The organism is Streptococcus sp. AM43-2AT (assembly GCF_003603405.1).
In the GTDB taxonomy this organism is placed as follows: Bacteria; Bacillota; Bacilli; order Lactobacillales; family Streptococcaceae; genus Streptococcus; species Streptococcus ilei.
This window is the reverse complement of sequence record NZ_QTND01000003.1, coordinates 87,150-105,146: the sequence shown is the minus strand read 5'-3', so window position 1 is coordinate 105,146 and position 17,997 is coordinate 87,150. Positions and strand designations below refer to the sequence as shown.

The following is a 17,997-nucleotide window of genomic DNA, read 5'->3' as shown; positions in this document are numbered from 1 at the left end:
GAACATAAATGGCAGAAATTACTTCAGCTAAAGCAATGGCTCGTACAGTGCGTGTTTCACCTCGTAAATCACGTCTTGTTCTTGACAACATCCGTGGTAAAAGCGTAGCCGATGCAGTAGCAATCTTAAAATTCACTCCAAACAAAGCAGCTGAAATCATCTTGAAAGTGTTGAACTCAGCAGTAGCAAACGCTGAAAACAACTTTGGTTTGGAAAAAGCAAACTTGGTAGTATCTGAAGCATTCGCAAACGAAGGACCAACGATGAAACGTTTCCGTCCACGTGCGAAAGGTTCAGCTTCACCGATCAACAAACGCACAAGCCACATCACAGTGGTTGTGACAGAAAAATAAGGAGGTAACATCGTGGGTCAAAAAGTACATCCAATTGGAATGCGTGTCGGCATCATCCGTGATTGGGATGCCAAATGGTATGCTGAAAAAGAATACGCGGATTACCTTCATGAAGATCTTGCAATCCGCAAATTTATTCAAAAAGAATTGGCTGACGCAGCGGTTTCTACTATTGAAATCGAACGCGCAGTAAACAAAGTTAACGTTTCACTTCACACTGCTAAACCAGGTATGGTTATCGGTAAAGGTGGAGCAAACGTCGATGCACTTCGTGCAGCTCTTAACAAATTGACAGGTAAACAAGTTCACATCAACATCATCGAGATCAAACGTCCTGACTTGGATGCTCACCTTGTTGGTGAAGGAATTGCTCGTCAATTGGAACAACGTGTGGCTTTCCGTCGTGCTCAAAAACAAGCGATCCAACGTACTATGCGCGCTGGAGCTAAAGGAATCAAAACTCAAGTATCAGGTCGTTTGAACGGTGCAGATATCGCCCGTGCTGAAGGATACTCTGAAGGTACAGTTCCACTCCACACACTTCGCGCAGACATCGATTACGCTTGGGAAGAAGCAGATACAACTTACGGTAAACTTGGTGTTAAAGTATGGATCTACCGTGGTGAAGTTCTTCCAGCTCGTAAAGACGCTAAAGGAGGTAAATAACCAATGTTAGTACCTAAACGTGTAAAACACCGTCGCGAATTCCGTGGTAAAATGCGCGGTGAAGCAAAAGGTGGAAAAGAAGTATCATTCGGTGAATACGGTCTTCAAGCTACAACTAGCCACTGGATCACTAACCGCCAAATCGAAGCTGCTCGTATTGCCATGACTCGTTACATGAAACGTGGTGGTAAGGTTTGGATCAAGATCTTCCCACACAAATCATACACCGCTAAAGCTATCGGGGTACGTATGGGATCTGGTAAAGGGGCACCTGAAGGTTGGGTAGCACCAGTTAAACGTGGTAAAGTAATGTTTGAAGTTGCTGGTGTATCTGAAGAGATTGCTCGCGAAGCGCTTCGTCTTGCAAGCCACAAATTGCCAGTTAAATGTAAATTCGTAAAACGTGAAGCAAAATAAGGAGAGGTCATGAAACTTACAGAAGTAAAAGAATTTGTTAAAGAACTTCGTGGTCTTTCTCAAGAAGAACTCGCGAAGCGTGAAAATGAATTGAAGAAAGAATTGTTTGAACTTCGTTTCCAAGCGGCTGCTGGTCAATTGGAACAAACTGGACGTTTGAAAGAAGTGAAAAAACAAATCGCTCGTATCAAAACTGTTCAATCAGAAGCTAAATAATAGACTAGGGAAGGAGAATTTCAATGGAACGCAATAATCGTAAAGTTCTTGTTGGACGTGTTGTGTCTGACAAAATGGACAAAACAATCACAGTTGTAGTTGAAACTAAACGTAACCACCCAGTCTATGGTAAACGTATTAACTACTCTAAGAAATACAAAGCTCATGATGAAAACAATGTTGCCAAAGAAGGCGATATCGTTCGTATCATGGAAACTCGTCCGCTTTCAGCTACAAAACGCTTCCGTCTTGTAGAAGTTGTTGAAGAAGCGGTCATCATCTAATCAAACCTGAAAGGAGAAAACTGAAATGATTCAAACAGAAACTCGTTTGAAAGTCGCAGACAACAGCGGTGCTCGCGAAATCTTGACTATCAAAGTTCTTGGTGGTTCAGGACGTAAATTTGCAAACATCGGTGATGTTATTGTGGCATCTGTAAAACAAGCTACTCCTGGTGGTGCGGTTAAAAAAGGTGACGTTGTAAAAGCTGTTATCGTTCGTACTAAATCAGGTGCTCGTCGTAAAGATGGTTCATACATCAAGTTCGACGAAAATGCTGCAGTGATCATCCGTGACGACAAAACTCCTCGCGGAACTCGTATCTTCGGCCCAGTTGCTCGTGAATTGCGTGACGGTGGTTTCATGAAGATCGTATCACTTGCTCCAGAAGTACTTTAATTTAAAAATCACAAACACAGTCCCCTGGCTCAACGGCCAGGGTGCCCATTGGGCGTAAGAATAAAAGGAGAATAAAATGTTTGTAAAAACTGGCGACAAAGTTCGTGTAATTGCTGGTAAAGACAAAGGTGTTGAAGCTAAAGTCGTTGCTGCTCTTCCAAAAGTAAATAAAGTTGTTGTTGAAGGTGTAAACCTTGTTAAGAAACACCAACGTCCAAATAACGAAAACCCTCAAGGTGCTATCATTGAAAAAGAAGCTCCAATCCATGTATCAAACGTTCAAGTTTTGGACAAGAACGGAGTTGCTGGACGTGTTGGCTACAAATTCGTAGATGGCAAAAAAGTTCGTTATAACAAAAAATCAGGCGAAGTGCTTGACTAATCACGAAGGAAAGGAGAAGTATAATGGCTAATCGTTTAAAAGAAAAATACCTTAATGAAGTAGTTCCAGCTTTGACTGAACAATTTAACTACTCATCAGTTATGGCAGTGCCAAAAGTTGATAAGATCGTTTTGAACATGGGTGTTGGAGATGCTGTTTCTAACGCTAAAAACCTTGAGAAAGCTGCTGAAGAATTGGCATTGATCTCAGGTCAAAAACCACTTATCACAAAAGCTAAAAAATCAATCGCCGGCTTCCGTCTTCGTGAAGGTGTAGCGATCGGTGCGAAAGTAACTCTTCGTGGCGAACGTATGTACGAATTCTTGGACAAATTGGTTTCAGTTTCACTTCCACGTGTTCGTGACTTCCACGGTGTTCCAACAAAATCATTTGACGGACGCGGAAACTACACACTTGGTGTGAAAGAGCAATTGATCTTCCCAGAAATCAACTTTGATGATGTTGATAAAACTCGTGGTTTGGATATTGTAATCGTAACTACTGCGAACACAGACGAAGAATCACGTGCATTGCTTACTGGCCTTGGTATGCCGTTTGCAAAATAATATAGGAGGTAAAACTAATGGCTAAAAAATCTATGATTGCTAAGAACAAACGCCCAGCGAAGTTCTCTACTCAAGCATACACTCGCTGTGAACGTTGTGGACGTCCACACTCAGTTTACCGCAAGTTTAAACTTTGCCGTGTTTGCTTCCGTGAATTGGCATACAAAGGACAAATTCCTGGTGTCACTAAAGCATCTTGGTAATTCTAGCTTTCAATCCCGTCGTGAATCGTCGTTATCTGCTTTTGCCTAACTCAAGTTATGCTTGCAAGCAGATGCCTAGACTCACTTAGGAATTGAAACCGAGAAACATATTTTGAGCTTAGCTCAATCATTAACTAGCAAGTGAAAATTTCAAACTACTAGTAAGAGGAGAAATATAAAATGGTTATGACTGACCCAATCGCAGACTTCCTAACTCGTATTCGTAACGCTAACCAAGCAAAACACGAAGTACTTGAAGTACCTGCATCAAACATCAAAAAAGGGATTGCTGAAATCCTTAAACGCGAAGGTTTTGTGAAAAACGTTGAAGTGATCGAAGATGACAAACAAGGAATCATCCGCGTGTTCTTGAAATACGGAGCAAACGGTGAAAAAGTTATCACAAACTTGAAACGTGTTTCTAAACCAGGTTTGCGTGTTTACAAAAAACGTGAAGATCTTCCAAAAGTTCTTAACGGACTTGGAATTGCTATCCTTTCAACTTCTGAAGGTTTGCTTACTGATAAAGAAGCACGCCAAAAGAACGTTGGTGGAGAAGTTATCGCTTACGTTTGGTAATATTTAGCTCCCAATTTCGTTGTGACTCTTCGTTATCGTCTCTTGCCTAACTCAAAGTTATGCCTGCGAGACGATGCCTCGATTCACTTAGAAATTGAGACCTAAACATTATTTTTTAAATCAAAAAGATTTAAACCCCGTGAAAACTGGCCGTCATGGCCTGACAATTTAACAGGAGAATAAAAACATGTCACGTATTGGTAATAAAGTTATCGTGTTGCCTGCTGGTGTTGAACTCACTAACAAGGACAACGTAGTAACTGTAAAAGGACCTAAAGGAGAACTTACTCGTGAGTTCTCAAAAGATATTGAAATCCGTGTGGAAGGTACTGAAGTAACTCTTCACCGTCCAAACGATTCAAAAGAAATGAAAACCATCCATGGAACTACTCGTGCCCTTTTGAACAACATGGTTGTTGGTGTATCAGAAGGATTCAAGAAAGAACTTGAAATGCGCGGGGTTGGTTACCGTGCACAACTTCAAGGAAACAAACTTGTCTTGGCTGTTGGTAAATCTCACCCAGACGAAGTTGAAGCTCCAGAAGGAATTACTTTTGAACTTCCAAACCCAACGACTATCGTTATCAGCGGAATTTCAAAAGAAGTAGTTGGTCAAACAGCTGCTTACGTACGTAGCCTTCGTTCACCAGAACCTTACAAAGGTAAAGGGATCCGTTACGTTGGTGAATTCGTTCGCCGTAAAGAAGGTAAAACAGGTAAATAATGTTGAGTGGTTGTCTATCAACCACCCACCTATTTTCCAACTCAGTGCTTAGCACATGATTTTAAAATTAAGAGGTGAAAATTGTGATTTCGAAACCAGATAAAAATAAAATCCGTCAAAAACGCCACCGTCGCGTTCGCGGAAAACTCTCTGGAACTGCTGATCGCCCACGTTTGAACGTATTCCGTTCTAATACAGGCATCTACGCTCAAGTAATTGATGACGTAGCGGGTGTAACGCTCGCAAGCGCTTCAACTCTTGACAAAGAAGTTTCAAAAGGAACTAAAACTGAACAAGCCGTTGTTGTCGGCAAACTTGTTGCTGAACGTGCAGTTGCTAAAGGTATTTCTGAAGTGGTGTTCGACCGCGGTGGATATCTATATCACGGACGTGTTAAAGCTTTGGCTGATGCAGCTCGTGAAAACGGATTGAAATTCTAATAGGAGGACACTAGAAAATGGCATTTAAAGACAATGCAGTTGAACTTGAAGAACGTGTAGTTGCCATCAACCGTGTTACAAAAGTTGTTAAAGGTGGACGTCGTCTTCGCTTTGCAGCTCTTGTAGTTGTTGGTGACCGTAACGGACGTGTTGGTTTTGGTACAGGTAAAGCTCAAGAAGTACCAGAAGCAATCCGTAAAGCAGTAGAAGATGCTAAGAAAAACTTGATTGAAGTTCCTATGGTTGGAACAACAATTCCACACGAAGTAACATCAGTATTTGGTGGAGCTCGTGTATTGTTGAAACCAGCTGTCGAAGGGGCTGGGGTTGCTGCAGGTGGTGCAGTTCGTGCCGTTGTCGAATTGGCAGGTATTGCAGATGTAACATCTAAATCACTTGGATCAAACACTCCAATCAACATTGTTCGTGCAACTGTTGAAGGTTTGAAACAATTGAAACGTGCTGAAGAAGTTGCTGCCCTTCGTGGTATTTCAGTTTCTGACTTGGCTTAAGAAAGGAGATTCAAATGGCTCAAATTAAAATTACTTTGACTAAGTCTCCAATCGGACGCATCCCGTCACAACGTAAAACTGTTGTAGCACTTGGACTTGGCAAATTGAACAGCTCTGTTATTAAAGAAGATAACCCAGCAGTACGTGGAATGATCACTGCAGTATCTCACTTGGTAACAGTTGAAGAAGTAAAATAATCTATTTATAATAGAACAAGGTTTTCAGGGGTATGGGAAATTTCTCATCCCCTAAAACTAAATATAAGTATAGGCGAGTTTGTAGTCGGGACACCTTTTCCTGATTGCATGCGTTAGCAATTTACAAAAGAGGAGAAATTAAATAATGAAACTTCATGAATTACAACCTGCTGCAGGTTCACGTAAAGTCCGCAACCGTGTTGGTCGTGGTACTTCATCTGGTAATGGTAAAACTTCTGGCCGTGGTCAAAAAGGTCAAAAAGCTCGTAGCGGTGGCGGTGTACGTCTTGGTTTTGAAGGTGGACAAACTCCATTGTTCCGTCGTCTTCCAAAACGTGGATTTACAAACATCAACGCTAAAGAATATGCTATTGTAAACCTTGATCAGTTGAACGTCTTCGAAGATGGTGCTGAAGTAACACCAGTTGTACTTGTTGAAGCAGGTATTGTAAAAGCTGAAAAATCAGGGATTAAAATTCTTGGTAACGGGGAATTGACTAAGAAATTGTCTGTTAAGGCAGCTAAATTCTCTAAATCAGCTGAAGAAGCTATCACTGCTAAAGGTGGTTCAGTAGAAGTCATCTAAGAGGGGTGACCTATGTTCTTTAAATTATTAAAAGATGCATTTAAGGTAAAACAAGTAAGATCAAAAATTTTATTTACCATTTTTATCATACTTGTTTTTCGAATCGGAACCACGATTACGGTTCCTGGTGTGAATGCGAAAATCCTTAACAACTTACAAGATGTTTCCTTCTTGAATATGATGAGCTTGGTGTCAGGGAATGCCATGAGAAACTTCTCTGTCTTTGCCCTAGGGGTGAGTCCTTACATCACGGCTTCCATCGTTGTTCAGCTCCTTCAAATGGACTTGCTTCCAAAGTTTGTTGAGTGGGGGAAACAAGGAGAAGTTGGACGGAGAAAGTTGAATCAGGCAACACGTTATATCGCTTTGGTTCTAGCTTTCGTTCAATCCATTGGAATTACAGCTACTTTCCACACCTTGTCACAGGCTAAATTAGTGTCGACACCAAACGTTGAAACCTACATCTTAATTGGTGCAATTTTAACGACAGGTTCGATGATTGTGACCTGGTTAGGAGAACAGATTTCAGACAAAGGATACGGAAACGGTGTTTCTATGATTATCTTTGCGGGGATTGTTTCTTCAATTCCAGAGATGATCAAAGGTGTTTATGAAGATTCATTTGTTAACGTTCGTTCTGGACAATTGACTAATTCACTAATTTTCGTAGGTCTGTTAATCTTAGCGGTATTAGTGATTATTTACTTCACAACCTTTGTGGAACAAGCTCAGTATAAAATTCCAATCCAATACACAAAGATTGCACAAGGAGCACCATCTAGCTCATATCTTCCATTGAAGGTAAACCCAGCTGGAGTTATTCCTGTCATCTTTGCTAGTTCGATCACGGCTGCACCGGCAGCAATTTTCCAGGTCATTAGTGCCATGGGTTACAATGCTGGATGGGTTCGAACAGCACAATCTATGTTAGCAACCAATACACCTACTGGTGTAGCAATGTATGCTTTGCTAATCATTTTGTTTACTTTCTTCTACACATTTGTACAGATTAACCCAGAAAAAACTGCGGAAAATCTACAAAAGAGTGGTGCTTACATTCCAGGTGTGCGTCCTGGTAAGGGAACAGAAGACTACATGTCACGTCTTCTTAGACGTTTGGCTACGGTCGGTTCTCTATTCCTTGGATTTATCACCATTATTCCAATCCTTGCTCGGGATATCTTTGGTCTGACAGATACAGTTGCTCTCGGAGGAACTAGTCTCTTGATCATCATCTCGACTGGTATTGAGGGAATGAAACAATTAGAAGGTTACTTATTGAAACGCAAATACATTGGTTTCATGGATACAACAGAATAGAATTAGGTTGACATTGTCAACCTTCTATTTTGTTTTTGAATAAGTTTGTTAAATTGTAACAGGCTTATTTAAAAACAAAATAAGGAGCAAATGATTATGAATTTATTAATCATGGGATTGCCTGGAGCAGGTAAGGGGACGCAAGCAGCTAAAATTGTGGAACAATTTCAAGTTGCACATATCTCAACAGGGGATATGTTCCGTGCTGCAATGGCCAATCAAACCGAAATGGGTGTGTTGGCAAAATCATTCATCGATAAAGGTGAATTGGTGCCGGATGATGTAACCAACGGGATTGTAAAAGAACGTTTGGCTCAAGACGATATTAAGGAAAAAGGATTCCTTTTAGACGGTTTTCCTCGCACGATTGAACAAGCACATGCTTTGGATCAAATTTTGGTAGATCTTGGCCTTGAACTTGAGGGTGTAATCAACATCGAAGTGGATCCATCTTGCCTTCTTGAACGCTTGAGCGGTCGCATTATTCACCGTGAAACAGGTGAAACCTACCATAAAGTATTCAACCCACCAGCTGATTACAAGGAAGAAGACTATTACCAACGTGAGGACGATAAACCAGAAACGGTTAAACGCCGCTTGGATGTGAATATCGCTCAAGGTGAGCCGATTCTTGCTCATTATCGTGCAAAAGGTTTAGTCCATGATATCGAAGGAAACCAAGATATTAACGACGTCTTTAAGGATATCCAAAAAGTCTTAGAGAATTTGAAATAAAAACGTTTTAGTTGCTTGCAATAATTGATAACAAGTGATACAATAAATTAGTCTGACTTATAATTGTTACCTCTGTGCTCAGAGGAATGAATCGAAATTTATGGAGGTACTTTTGCGTGGCAAAAGACGATGTGATTGAAGTAGAAGGCAAGGTAGTTGATACCATGCCGAATGCTATGTTTACGGTTGAACTTGAAAATGGACATCAGATTTTAGCAACAGTTTCTGGTAAAATTCGTAAAAACTATATTCGTATTTTAGCGGGAGATCGTGTTACAGTGGAGATGAGTCCGTACGATTTGACACGTGGACGTATCACATACCGCTTTAAATAATCGAAAAACTTGGAGGGATAAAAATGAAAGTAAGACCATCGGTCAAACCAATTTGCGAATACTGTAAAGTAATTCGTCGTAATGGTCGTGTTATGGTAATTTGCCCAGCAAATCCAAAACACAAACAACGTCAAGGATAAGATAGAAAGGAGAAAACATGGCTCGTATTGCTGGAGTTGACATTCCAAATGACAAACGTGTAGTAATTTCATTGACTTATGTATACGGTATTGGACTTCCAACATCTAAGAAAATTCTTGCTGCTGCAGGCGTTTCTGAAGATATTCGTGTTCGTGACCTTACACCAGATCAAGAAGATGCTATCCGTCGTGAAGTTGACGCAATTAAAGTAGAAGGTGACCTTCGTCGTGAAGTGAACTTGAACATTAAACGTTTGATGGAAATCGGTTCATACCGTGGTATCCGTCACCGTCGTGGACTTCCTGTTCGTGGACAAAACACTAAAAACAATGCTCGCACTCGTAAAGGTAAAGCTGTTGCGATTGCTGGTAAGAAAAAATAAGAAAATAAAATAAGGAGGTAAAAATCTTGGCTAAACCAACACGTAAACGTCGTGTGAAAAAGAATATCGAATCAGGTATTGCTCATATTCACGCAACATTTAATAACACAATTGTTATGATTACTGATGTGCATGGTAACGCAATTGCATGGTCATCTGCAGGTGCTCTTGGTTTCAAAGGTTCTCGTAAATCTACACCATTTGCTGCACAAATGGCTTCAGAAGCTGCTGCAAAATCAGCTCAAGAACATGGTCTTAAATCAGTAGAAGTTACTGTTAAAGGTCCTGGTTCTGGTCGTGAGTCTGCTATTCGTGCTCTTGCTGCTGCTGGTCTTGAAGTTACTGCAATCCGCGATGTGACTCCTGTGCCACACAATGGTGCTCGTCCTCCAAAACGTCGCCGTGTATAATCATCAACAATTACACAGCTTTTCGTTTCAGAGGGAGTATAGCAAATGATTGAGTTTGAAAAACCAAATATAACAAAAATTGATGAAAATAAAGATTACGGTGTATTTGTAGTAGAACCACTTGAACGTGGTTATGGCACAACACTGGGGAACTCTCTTCGTCGCGTATTATTGGCTTCACTTCCAGGTGCTGCTGTTACTTCAATTAATATTGAAGGTGTATTGCACGAATTTGATACAGTTCCAGGTGTCCGCGAAGACGTTATGCAAATCATTCTTAACGTTAAAGGGATCGCTGTAAAATCTTACGTCCAAGACGAAAAGATTATTGAGCTTGATGTAGAAGGTCCTGCAGAAGTAACTGCTGGAGATATTCTTACGGATAGTGACATTGAAATTGTAAACCCTGATCATTATCTTTTTACAATCGGTGAAGGATCAAGCTTTAAAGCAACTTTGACTGTGAATAGCGGTCGTGGTTATGTTCCAGCTGATCAGAATAAAAAAGATGATGCACCAGTTGGTACACTTGCAGTAGATTCAATCTATACGCCAGTGACAAAAGTTAATTACCAAGTTGAACCAGCTCGCGTTGGTAGCAACGATGGTTTTGACAAACTAACCCTTGAAATTTTAACAAATGGAACAATTATTCCAGAAGATGCCTTAGGTTTATCTGCTCGTATTTTGACAGAGCACCTTAACCTCTTTACTAACTTAACAGAAATCGCAATTGCGACAGATGTAATGAAGGAAGTAGATACAGCATCAGATGATCGAGTATTAGAACGTACCATCGAAGAATTAGATCTTTCTGTCCGTTCATATAACTGTTTGAAACGTGCCGGTATCAACACTGTGTATGATTTAACAGAAAAATCTGAACCAGAAATGATGAAGGTTCGTAACCTTGGACGTAAGAGTCTCGAAGAAGTTAAAGTTAAGCTTGCCGATTTAGGCCTTGGGCTAAAAAACGATAAATAGAGGAGGAATACATGGCTTACCGTAAACTAGGACGCACTAGCTCACAACGTAAAGCAATGCTTCGTGATTTGACAACAGATCTTATCATCAATGAAGCAATCGTAACAACTGAAGCACGTGCAAAAGAAATCCGTAAATCAGTTGAAAAAATGATTACTTTAGGTAAACGTGGTGACTTGCATGCACGTCGTCAAGCAGCTGCTTACGTACGTAACGAAGTTGCATCACAAAACTTTGATGAAGAAACTGGTAAATATTCAGAAACAACTGCACTTCAAAAATTGTTCTCTGAACTTGCACCACGTTATGCTGAGCGCAATGGTGGATATACTCGTATCCTTAAAACTGAACCACGCCGTGGGGATGCTGCGCCAATGGCAATTATCGAATTAGTATAAAATCATCAATTTTGTTGAGTGTTATGATGTTGGAAGGACTAAACGGTTCTTCTTAGTCTAGCTCTGGTCTGCCGCTAGGATTTATCCTAGCGGTAACACTCATCATATTGAGGTAAATGGTAGACGCTTGTTTACGAAATTGCTTTAATTTAAAACAATTTCGTAAGCAGGCGTTTTTTTGATATAATAGAAGAGTTATGACAGTAAAAGAAAAATCACAAACACTTACCCAACAATTATTGGCAAAGCGTTACCTTGCCTCGCTAAAAGATAATCCAGAGCAGTACATTGGGGTTGAACTCGAATTTCCAATCGTAAATACAATGGGGAATAAAACGGATGTACTGGTTACAAAAGCTCTTTTTAAGCATCTGCAAGAAGTTGAAGACTTTATTGCGATTAAACAAGATGAAGATGGGAATCCAGTCCAGTTACAACATGAAATAAATAAAGATCAAATTGTATTCGAGTTATCCTACAATACCATTGAATTTGCGTTTGAAAAAGCTAAAACAATTCAAGAAGTTGAAAGACGTTTTAATCACTATTTAAGCATCATTCAACCATTTTTAAGAGAGAAACAACATCAAATTGAAGGACGTGGCCTTCATCCTTATTGGAGAATAAACGATAATCAACCTGTAAAAATTGATCGTTATAAAATGCTGATTCAATTCTTACAACTATCTGGACAAGATCCTAATCATCGATTCCATCATTATCCAGACTATGGAACCTTTATTTGTGGCAATCAAGTACAATTAGATGTTTCAAGAACGAATTACTTGGAAATAATTAATGCGATGAATAAGGTAGAGCCAGCAAAAGCATATCTGTTTGCTAATTCCATTTTCGATGGAGAAGACTGGGATACGAAGATCTCAAGAGATATTTTCTGGGAAGATTCCATGCATGGCTATTATCAGGAAAATGTTGGTGTGAACCCTAAAGCGTTCATAAATGAAAAGGACTTTCTAGAATATTTAGCGAAGACAGCCTTGTTTTATGTTTATCGTGAGAATGAAATCTTATATTTCGAACCTATTAGAGTAGAGGATTATCTCGCAAAAGAAAAAATAGTAGCCTATCGCTTAGATAGAACTAGACAAGAAATAAAACCGCAAGAAGAGGACCTAAAGAATCATAGAAGCTACCATTTTCAAGATTTAACAACAAGAGGAACCATCGAATATAGAAGTGTTTGTACTCAACCATTACATAAAACATTTGCACCAATTGCATTTCATGTCGGATTGCATCATAATATCAAAGAATTAAACGAGTATTTAGCTCAAAATATAGTTTTTGATTTTAGTAAAGAAAATCCGAAAGAATTAAGAAGGCAATATTCGAAAAAACAGTTAACTGAAAGTGAATTGGTGAAAATTAAACAATATTCGTTAGATCTGTTAAAAATATCAAAAAGAGGATTGATGGATCGTGGAAACCAAGAAGAGGTTTATCTCGAAGAAATCATAAAAGAGCTTGGGAAATGCTGATTTAACAGCATTTCTTTTTTTAAAATCAAAAAAACAACAAAAAATTTTAAAAAATAGAAAAAAGATATTGACAAGATTTATTGGTCGTGATATACTAATATAGTTGTCGCGCGAGAGCGACAAAGACCTTTGAAAACTGAACAAGACGAACCAATGTGCAGGGCACTATAACGGAAGTTATAGTAACTGAACAATAAAAAAACAATAAATCTGTCAGTGACAGAATGAGTTTAAGACAAACAATTATTTTAATGAGAGTTTGATCCTTGCTCAGGATGAACGCTGGCGGCGTGCCTAATACATGCAAGTAGAACGCTGAAGCTTGGTGCTTGCACCGAGCGGATGAGTTGCGAACGGGTAAGTAACGCGTAGGTAACCTGCCTGGTAGCGGGGGATAACTATTGGAAACGATAGCTAATACCGCATAACAACAGTTGTTGCATGACAGCTGTTTGAAAGGGGCAATTGCTCCACTACCAGATGGACCTGCGTTGTATTAGCTAGTTGGTGAGGTAACGGCTCACCAAGGCGACGATACATAGCCGACCTGAGAGGGTGATCGGCCACACTGGGACTGAGACACGGCCCAGACTCCTACGGGAGGCAGCAGTAGGGAATCTTCGGCAATGGGGGGAACCCTGACCGAGCAACGCCGCGTGAGTGAAGAAGGTTTTCGGATCGTAAAGCTCTGTTGTAAGAGAAGAACGAGTGTGAGAGTGGAAAGTTCACACTGTGACGGTATCTTACCAGAAAGGGACGGCTAACTACGTGCCAGCAGCCGCGGTAATACGTAGGTCCCGAGCGTTATCCGGATTTATTGGGCGTAAAGCGAGCGCAGGCGGTTAGATAAGTCTGAAGTTAAAGGCTGTGGCTTAACCATAGTACGCTTTGGAAACTGTTTAACTTGAGTGCAGAAGGGGAGAGTGGAATTCCATGTGTAGCGGTGAAATGCGTAGATATATGGAGGAACACCGGTGGCGAAAGCGGCTCTCTGGTCTGTAACTGACGCTGAGGCTCGAAAGCGTGGGGAGCAAACAGGATTAGATACCCTGGTAGTCCACGCCGTAAACGATGAGTGCTAGGTGTTGGGTCCTTTCCGGGACTCAGTGCCGCAGCTAACGCATTAAGCACTCCGCCTGGGGAGTACGACCGCAAGGTTGAAACTCAAAGGAATTGACGGGGGCCCGCACAAGCGGTGGAGCATGTGGTTTAATTCGAAGCAACGCGAAGAACCTTACCAGGTCTTGACATCCCTCTGACCGCTCTAGAGATAGAGCTTTCCTTCGGGACAGAGGTGACAGGTGGTGCATGGTTGTCGTCAGCTCGTGTCGTGAGATGTTGGGTTAAGTCCCGCAACGAGCGCAACCCCTATTGTTAGTTGCCATCATTCAGTTGGGCACTCTAGCGAGACTGCCGGTAATAAACCGGAGGAAGGTGGGGATGACGTCAAATCATCATGCCCCTTATGACCTGGGCTACACACGTGCTACAATGGCTGGTACAACGAGTCGCAAGTCGGTGACGGCAAGCTAATCTCTTAAAGCCAGTCTCAGTTCGGATTGTAGGCTGCAACTCGCCTACATGAAGTCGGAATCGCTAGTAATCGCGGATCAGCACGCCGCGGTGAATACGTTCCCGGGCCTTGTACACACCGCCCGTCACACCACGAGAGTTTGTAACACCCGAAGTCGGTGAGGTAACCTTTTAGGAGCCAGCCGCCTAAGGTGGGATAGATGATTGGGGTGAAGTCGTAACAAGGTAGCCGTATCGGAAGGTGCGGCTGGATCACCTCCTTTCTAAGGATAAGGAAACCTGCACGTTGGTCTTGTTTAGTTTTGAGAGGTCTTGTGGGGCCTTAGCTCAGCTGGGAGAGCGCCTGCTTTGCACGCAGGAGGTCAGCGGTTCGATCCCGCTAGGCTCCATTGGTGAGAGATCACCAAGGATGAACATTGAAAATTGAATATCTATATCAAATAGTAACAAGAAAATAAACCGAAAACGCTGTGAATATTTAATGAGTTTTCTAATTTTTGAAAAAATTAGGTTAATAAGGTTAAGTTAATAAGGGCGCACGGTGGATGCCTTGGCACTAGGAGCCGAAGAAGGACGTGACAAACGACGAAATGCCTCGGGGAGCTGTAAGTAAGCGCTGATCCGGGGATGTCCGAATGGGGGAACCCAGCAGGTGATACCTGTTACCCATATCTGTTAAGGATATGAGGAGGAAGACGCAGTGAACTGAAACATCTAAGTAGCTGCAGGAAGAGAAAGCAAAAGCGATTGCCTTAGTAGCGGCGAGCGAAACGGCAGGAGGGCAAACCGAAGAGTTTACTCTTCGGGGTTGTAGGACTGCAATGTGGACATAAAGATTATAGAAGAACTACCTGGGAAGGTAGGCCAAAGAGAGTAACAGCCTCGTATTTTAAATAGTCTTTATACCTAGCAGTATCCTGAGTACGGCGAGACACGTGGAATCTCGTCGGAATCTGGGAGGACCATCTCCCAACCCTAAATACTCCCTAGTGACCGATAGTGAACCAGTACCGTGAGGGAAAGGTGAAAAGCACCCCGGGAGGGGAGTGAAATAGAACCTGAAACCGTGTGCCTACAACAAGTTCGAGCCCGTTAATGGGTGAGAGCGTGCCTTTTGTAGAATGAACCGGCGAGTTACGATATGATGCGAGGTTAAGTTGAAGAGACGGAGCCGTAGGGAAACCGAGTCTGAATAGGGCGCTTTAGTATCATGTCGTAGACCCGAAACCATGTGACCTACCCATGAGCAGGTTGAAGGTGCGGTAAAACGCACTGGAGGACCGAACCAGGGCACGTTGAAAAGTGCTTGGATGACTTGTGGGTAGCGGAGAAATTCCAAACGAACTTGGAGATAGCTGGTTCTCTCCGAAATAGCTTTAGGGCTAGCGTCGACATAAAGATTCTTGGAGGTAGAGCACTGTTTGGGTGAGGGGTCCATCCCGGATTACCAATCTCAGATAAACTCCGAATGCCAATGAATTATGGTCGGCAGTCAGACTGCGAGTGCTAAGATCCGTAGTCGAAAGGGAAACAGCCCAGACCACCAGCTAAGGTCCCAAAATAATTGTTAAGTGGAAAAGGATGTGGGGTTGCACAGACAACTAGGATGTTAGCTTAGAAGCAGCTATTCATTCAAAGAGTGCGTAATAGCTCACTAGTCGAGTGACCCTGCGCCGAAAATGTACCGGGGCTAAAACAATTTACCGAAGCTGTGGATACCTTTAATGGTATGGTAGGAGAGCGTTCTATGTGTGAAGAAGGTATACCGTGAGGAGTGCTGGAACGCATAGAAGTGAGAATGCCGGTATGAGTAGCGAAAGACAGGTGAGAATCCTGTCCACCGTAAGACTAAGGTTTCCAGGGGAAGGCTCGTCCGCCCTGGGTTAGTCGGGACCTAAGGAGAGACCGAAAGGTGTATCCGATGGACAACAGGTTGATATTCCTGTACTAGAGTATGTAGTGATGGAGGGACGCAGTAGGCTAACTAAAGCGTGCGATTGGAAGTGCACGTCTAAGCAGTGAGGTGTGAATTGAGTTAAATGCTTAGTTCTATAACATTGAGCTGTGATGGGGAGCGAAGTTTAGTAGCGAAGTTAGTGATGTCACACTGCCAAGAAAAGCTTCTAGCGTTTAAACATACTCTACCCGTACCGCAAACCGACACAGGTAGTCGAGGCGAGTAGCCTCAGGTGAGCGAGAGAACTCTCGTTAAGGAACTCGGCAAAATGACCCCGTAACTTCGGGAGAAGGGGTGCTGACTTTATGTCAGCCGCAGTGAATAGGCCCAAGCAACTGTTTATCAAAAACACAGCTCTCTGCTAAATCGTAAGATGATGTATAGGGGGTGACGCCTGCCCGGTGCTGGAAGGTTAAGAGGAGTGCTTAGCGGTAACGCGAAGGTATGAATTGAAGCCCCAGTAAACGGCGGCCGTAACTATAACGGTCCTAAGGTAGCGAAATTCCTTGTCGGGTAAGTTCCGACCCGCACGAAAGGCGTAATGATTTGGGCACTGTCTCAACGAGAGACTCGGTGAAATTTTAGTACCTGTGAAGATGCAGGTTACCCGCGACAGGACGGAAAGACCCCATGGAGCTTTACTGCAGTTTGATATTGAGTGTCTGTGCCACATGTACAGGATAGGTAGGAGCCATAGAGATCGGGACGCCAGTTTCGATGGAGGCGTTGTTGGGATACTACCCTTGTGTTATGGCCACTCTAACCCGGATAGGTGATCCCTATCGGAGACAGTGTCTGACGGGCAGTTTGACTGGGGCGGTCGCCTCCTAAAAGGTAACGGAGGCGCCCAAAGGTTCCCTCAGAATGGTTGGAAATCATTCGCAGAGTGTAAAGGTATAAGGGAGCTTGACTGCGAGAGCTACAACTCGAGCAGGGACGAAAGTCGGGCTTAGTGATCCGGTGGTTCCGTATGGAAGGGCCATCGCTCAACGGATAAAAGCTACCCTGGGGATAACAGGCTTATCTCCCCCAAGAGTTCACATCGACGGGGAGGTTTGGCACCTCGATGTCGGCTCGTCGCATCCTGGGGCTGTAGTCGGTCCCAAGGGTTGGGCTGTTCGCCCATTAAAGCGGCACGCGAGCTGGGTTCAGAACGTCGTGAGACAGTTCGGTCCCTATCCGTCGCGGGCGTAGGAAATTTGAGAGGATCTGCTCCTAGTACGAGAGGACCAGAGTGGACTTACCGCTGGTGTACCAGTTGTCTCGCCAGAGGCATCGCTGGGTAGCTATGTAGGGAAGGGATAAACGCTGAAAGCATCTAAGTGTGAAACCCACCTCAAGATGAGATTTCCCATAACTATATGTTAGTAAGAGCCCTGAGAGAAGATCAGGTAGATAGGTTAGGAGTGGAAGTTGTGTGAGCAATGGAGCGGACTAATACTAATAGCTCGAGGACTTATCCAAAAAGTAACTGAGGATATTTACAGCCGTTTAGATTTTTGTTAGAATATAGGTATTCAATTTTGAATGTTCATCATTCAGAGTTAAGTGACGATAGCCTAGGAGATACACCTGTACCCATGCCGAACACAGAAGTTAAGCCCTAGAACGCCGGAAGTAGTTGGGGGTTGCCCCCTGTGAGATATGGTAGTCGCTTAGCAAGATTGAGTCTAGAGAGATCTAGGCTCATTTGGGAGTTTAGCTCAGCTAAGGAGAACGAAAGTTCGACTTTGTCGAAACTGACGCAAGTCAGTGCACGACAGGGAACCAGTGAGCTAGACCAC

General features: G+C 42.6%; 24 protein-coding genes, 2 tRNA genes and 3 rRNA genes (1 of these 29 cut by a window edge). All 29 read left to right on the top strand.

The genetic code is table 11. The features are described 5' to 3' along the window. Window positions 1–8: 8 nt before the first annotated feature. A complete protein-coding gene (rplV, locus tag DW930_RS07510) occupies window positions 9–353 on the top strand; it encodes a 50S ribosomal protein L22 (RefSeq protein WP_006595188.1) in 345 nt (114 codons plus the stop codon). A gap of 12 nt (window positions 354–365) precedes the next feature. After that, entirely contained in the window at window positions 366–1,019 is a 654-nt protein-coding gene (rpsC, locus tag DW930_RS07505; RefSeq protein ID WP_006595187.1) for a 30S ribosomal protein S3, read from the top strand. Window positions 1,020–1,022: 3 nt separating this feature from the next. After that, window positions 1,023–1,436 (top strand): 50S ribosomal protein L16, encoded by a 414-nt coding sequence (gene rplP / locus DW930_RS07500; RefSeq protein WP_023024998.1) that lies wholly within the window; start codon window positions 1,023–1,025, stop codon window positions 1,434–1,436. Between the two features lie 9 nt (window positions 1,437–1,445). Beyond that, window positions 1,446–1,652 (top strand): 50S ribosomal protein L29, encoded by a 207-nt coding sequence (gene rpmC / locus DW930_RS07495; RefSeq protein ID WP_003002350.1) that lies wholly within the window; start codon window positions 1,446–1,448, stop codon window positions 1,650–1,652. 23 nt (window positions 1,653–1,675) lie between these two features. Continuing rightward, on the top strand, window positions 1,676–1,936 hold the full coding sequence (rpsQ, locus tag DW930_RS07490; protein ID WP_000440801.1) for a 30S ribosomal protein S17: 261 nt from the start codon (window positions 1,676–1,678) through the stop codon (window positions 1,934–1,936). A gap of 25 nt (window positions 1,937–1,961) precedes the next feature. Then, window positions 1,962–2,330 (top strand): 50S ribosomal protein L14, encoded by a 369-nt coding sequence (gene rplN / locus DW930_RS07485; RefSeq protein WP_123159678.1) that lies wholly within the window; start codon window positions 1,962–1,964, stop codon window positions 2,328–2,330. Between the two features lie 76 nt (window positions 2,331–2,406). Further along, window positions 2,407–2,712: a 50S ribosomal protein L24 gene (rplX, locus tag DW930_RS07480; protein WP_006595185.1), complete on the top strand. Its 306-nt coding sequence runs from the start codon at window positions 2,407–2,409 to the stop codon at window positions 2,710–2,712. Window positions 2,713–2,735: 23 nt separating this feature from the next. Further along, window positions 2,736–3,278: a 50S ribosomal protein L5 gene (rplE, locus tag DW930_RS07475; protein WP_006595184.1), complete on the top strand. Its 543-nt coding sequence runs from the start codon at window positions 2,736–2,738 to the stop codon at window positions 3,276–3,278. A gap of 17 nt (window positions 3,279–3,295) precedes the next feature. After that, entirely contained in the window at window positions 3,296–3,481 is a 186-nt protein-coding gene (locus tag DW930_RS07470) for a type Z 30S ribosomal protein S14 (protein ID WP_001085699.1), read from the top strand. A 180-nt stretch (window positions 3,482–3,661) separates the two neighbouring features. After that, the gene (gene rpsH, locus DW930_RS07465) at window positions 3,662–4,060 is read left to right on the top strand and encodes a 30S ribosomal protein S8 (RefSeq protein WP_006595183.1); all 399 of its coding nucleotides are present in this window, start codon (window positions 3,662–3,664) and stop codon (window positions 4,058–4,060) included. Between the two features lie 187 nt (window positions 4,061–4,247). Then, complete coding sequence (gene rplF, locus DW930_RS07460; RefSeq protein WP_023025004.1) at window positions 4,248–4,784, top strand: 50S ribosomal protein L6; 537 nt, start codon at window positions 4,248–4,250, stop codon at window positions 4,782–4,784. An 83-nt stretch (window positions 4,785–4,867) separates the two neighbouring features. Continuing rightward, window positions 4,868–5,224: a 50S ribosomal protein L18 gene (rplR, locus tag DW930_RS07455; RefSeq protein WP_003010871.1), complete on the top strand. Its 357-nt coding sequence runs from the start codon at window positions 4,868–4,870 to the stop codon at window positions 5,222–5,224. 17 nt (window positions 5,225–5,241) lie between these two features. Next, entirely contained in the window at window positions 5,242–5,736 is a 495-nt protein-coding gene (rpsE, locus tag DW930_RS07450) for a 30S ribosomal protein S5 (protein WP_023025005.1), read from the top strand. A gap of 14 nt (window positions 5,737–5,750) precedes the next feature. Continuing rightward, entirely contained in the window at window positions 5,751–5,933 is a 183-nt protein-coding gene (gene rpmD / locus DW930_RS07445) for a 50S ribosomal protein L30 (RefSeq protein ID WP_002894509.1), read from the top strand. Between the two features lie 145 nt (window positions 5,934–6,078). Further along, window positions 6,079–6,519: a 50S ribosomal protein L15 gene (gene rplO / locus DW930_RS07440; protein WP_006595181.1), complete on the top strand. Its 441-nt coding sequence runs from the start codon at window positions 6,079–6,081 to the stop codon at window positions 6,517–6,519. A gap of 12 nt (window positions 6,520–6,531) precedes the next feature. Then, complete coding sequence (gene secY / locus DW930_RS07435; RefSeq protein WP_023025007.1) at window positions 6,532–7,839, top strand: preprotein translocase subunit SecY; 1,308 nt, start codon at window positions 6,532–6,534, stop codon at window positions 7,837–7,839. A 96-nt stretch (window positions 7,840–7,935) separates the two neighbouring features. Further along, window positions 7,936–8,574 carry an adenylate kinase gene (locus DW930_RS07430; protein ID WP_006597039.1) on the top strand — a complete coding sequence of 213 codons (639 nt, stop codon included), beginning with the start codon at window positions 7,936–7,938 and terminating at the stop codon, window positions 8,572–8,574. A gap of 116 nt (window positions 8,575–8,690) precedes the next feature. Further along, window positions 8,691–8,909, top strand: coding sequence for a translation initiation factor IF-1 (gene infA, locus DW930_RS07425; RefSeq protein WP_001029883.1), 219 nt, complete (start codon window positions 8,691–8,693; stop codon window positions 8,907–8,909). Window positions 8,910–8,932: 23 nt separating this feature from the next. Next, entirely contained in the window at window positions 8,933–9,049 is a 117-nt protein-coding gene (gene rpmJ, locus DW930_RS07420) for a 50S ribosomal protein L36 (RefSeq protein WP_001808836.1), read from the top strand. Window positions 9,050–9,066: 17 nt separating this feature from the next. Further along, on the top strand, window positions 9,067–9,432 hold the full coding sequence (gene rpsM / locus DW930_RS07415) for a 30S ribosomal protein S13 (protein WP_003009631.1): 366 nt from the start codon (window positions 9,067–9,069) through the stop codon (window positions 9,430–9,432). A gap of 26 nt (window positions 9,433–9,458) precedes the next feature. Beyond that, complete coding sequence (gene rpsK / locus DW930_RS07410) at window positions 9,459–9,842, top strand: 30S ribosomal protein S11 (protein ID WP_001118385.1); 384 nt, start codon at window positions 9,459–9,461, stop codon at window positions 9,840–9,842. A gap of 45 nt (window positions 9,843–9,887) precedes the next feature. Continuing rightward, window positions 9,888–10,826, top strand: a complete 939-nt coding sequence (locus DW930_RS07405; protein WP_006595177.1) for a DNA-directed RNA polymerase subunit alpha — start codon at window positions 9,888–9,890, stop codon at window positions 10,824–10,826. A gap of 11 nt (window positions 10,827–10,837) precedes the next feature. Then, complete coding sequence (rplQ, locus tag DW930_RS07400) at window positions 10,838–11,224, top strand: 50S ribosomal protein L17 (RefSeq protein WP_006595176.1); 387 nt, start codon at window positions 10,838–10,840, stop codon at window positions 11,222–11,224. A gap of 197 nt (window positions 11,225–11,421) precedes the next feature. Next, complete coding sequence (locus tag DW930_RS07395; protein ID WP_123159677.1) at window positions 11,422–12,723, top strand: glutamate-cysteine ligase family protein; 1,302 nt, start codon at window positions 11,422–11,424, stop codon at window positions 12,721–12,723. A 247-nt stretch (window positions 12,724–12,970) separates the two neighbouring features. Then, window positions 12,971–14,519 (top strand): 16S ribosomal RNA (locus DW930_RS07390). Window positions 14,520–14,572: 53 nt separating this feature from the next. Beyond that, window positions 14,573–14,645, top strand: a tRNA-Ala gene (locus DW930_RS07385). A 129-nt stretch (window positions 14,646–14,774) separates the two neighbouring features. After that, window positions 14,775–17,677, top strand: a 23S ribosomal RNA gene (locus DW930_RS07380). 80 nt (window positions 17,678–17,757) lie between these two features. Then, window positions 17,758–17,873, top strand: a 5S ribosomal RNA gene (rrf, locus tag DW930_RS07375). The 16S, 23S and 5S rRNA genes sit together here with 2 tRNA genes alongside, the layout of an rRNA operon. Window positions 17,874–17,916: 43 nt before the next feature. Then, a tRNA-Ser gene (locus DW930_RS10535) sits at window positions 17,917–17,997 on the top strand (it continues 58 nt past the right edge of the window).

What these genes read in the sequence shown, in the direction of transcription:
- rplV (WP_006595188.1), top strand. Translation starts at nt 9, where the DNA reads ATGGCAGAAATTACTTCAGCTAAAGCAATGGCTCGTACAGTGCGTGTT.
- rplP (WP_023024998.1), top strand. Translation starts at nt 1,023, where the DNA reads ATGTTAGTACCTAAACGTGTAAAACACCGTCGCGAATTCCGTGGTAAA.
- rpmC (WP_003002350.1), top strand. Translation starts at nt 1,446, where the DNA reads ATGAAACTTACAGAAGTAAAAGAATTTGTTAAAGAACTTCGTGGTCTT.
- rpsQ (WP_000440801.1), top strand. Translation starts at nt 1,676, where the DNA reads ATGGAACGCAATAATCGTAAAGTTCTTGTTGGACGTGTTGTGTCTGAC.
- rplN (WP_123159678.1), top strand. Translation starts at nt 1,962, where the DNA reads ATGATTCAAACAGAAACTCGTTTGAAAGTCGCAGACAACAGCGGTGCT.
- rplX (WP_006595185.1), top strand. Translation starts at nt 2,407, where the DNA reads ATGTTTGTAAAAACTGGCGACAAAGTTCGTGTAATTGCTGGTAAAGAC.
- rplE (WP_006595184.1), top strand. Translation starts at nt 2,736, where the DNA reads ATGGCTAATCGTTTAAAAGAAAAATACCTTAATGAAGTAGTTCCAGCT.
- DW930_RS07470 (WP_001085699.1), top strand. Translation starts at nt 3,296, where the DNA reads ATGGCTAAAAAATCTATGATTGCTAAGAACAAACGCCCAGCGAAGTTC.
- rpsH (WP_006595183.1), top strand. Translation starts at nt 3,662, where the DNA reads ATGGTTATGACTGACCCAATCGCAGACTTCCTAACTCGTATTCGTAAC.
- rplF (WP_023025004.1), top strand. Translation starts at nt 4,248, where the DNA reads ATGTCACGTATTGGTAATAAAGTTATCGTGTTGCCTGCTGGTGTTGAA.
- rpsE (WP_023025005.1), top strand. Translation starts at nt 5,242, where the DNA reads ATGGCATTTAAAGACAATGCAGTTGAACTTGAAGAACGTGTAGTTGCC.
- rpmD (WP_002894509.1), top strand. Translation starts at nt 5,751, where the DNA reads ATGGCTCAAATTAAAATTACTTTGACTAAGTCTCCAATCGGACGCATC.
- rplO (WP_006595181.1), top strand. Translation starts at nt 6,079, where the DNA reads ATGAAACTTCATGAATTACAACCTGCTGCAGGTTCACGTAAAGTCCGC.
- secY (WP_023025007.1), top strand. Translation starts at nt 6,532, where the DNA reads ATGTTCTTTAAATTATTAAAAGATGCATTTAAGGTAAAACAAGTAAGA.
- DW930_RS07430 (WP_006597039.1), top strand. Translation starts at nt 7,936, where the DNA reads ATGAATTTATTAATCATGGGATTGCCTGGAGCAGGTAAGGGGACGCAA.
- rpmJ (WP_001808836.1), top strand. Translation starts at nt 8,933, where the DNA reads ATGAAAGTAAGACCATCGGTCAAACCAATTTGCGAATACTGTAAAGTA.
- rpsM (WP_003009631.1), top strand. Translation starts at nt 9,067, where the DNA reads ATGGCTCGTATTGCTGGAGTTGACATTCCAAATGACAAACGTGTAGTA.
- DW930_RS07405 (WP_006595177.1), top strand. Translation starts at nt 9,888, where the DNA reads ATGATTGAGTTTGAAAAACCAAATATAACAAAAATTGATGAAAATAAA.
- rplQ (WP_006595176.1), top strand. Translation starts at nt 10,838, where the DNA reads ATGGCTTACCGTAAACTAGGACGCACTAGCTCACAACGTAAAGCAATG.
- DW930_RS07395 (WP_123159677.1), top strand. Translation starts at nt 11,422, where the DNA reads ATGACAGTAAAAGAAAAATCACAAACACTTACCCAACAATTATTGGCA.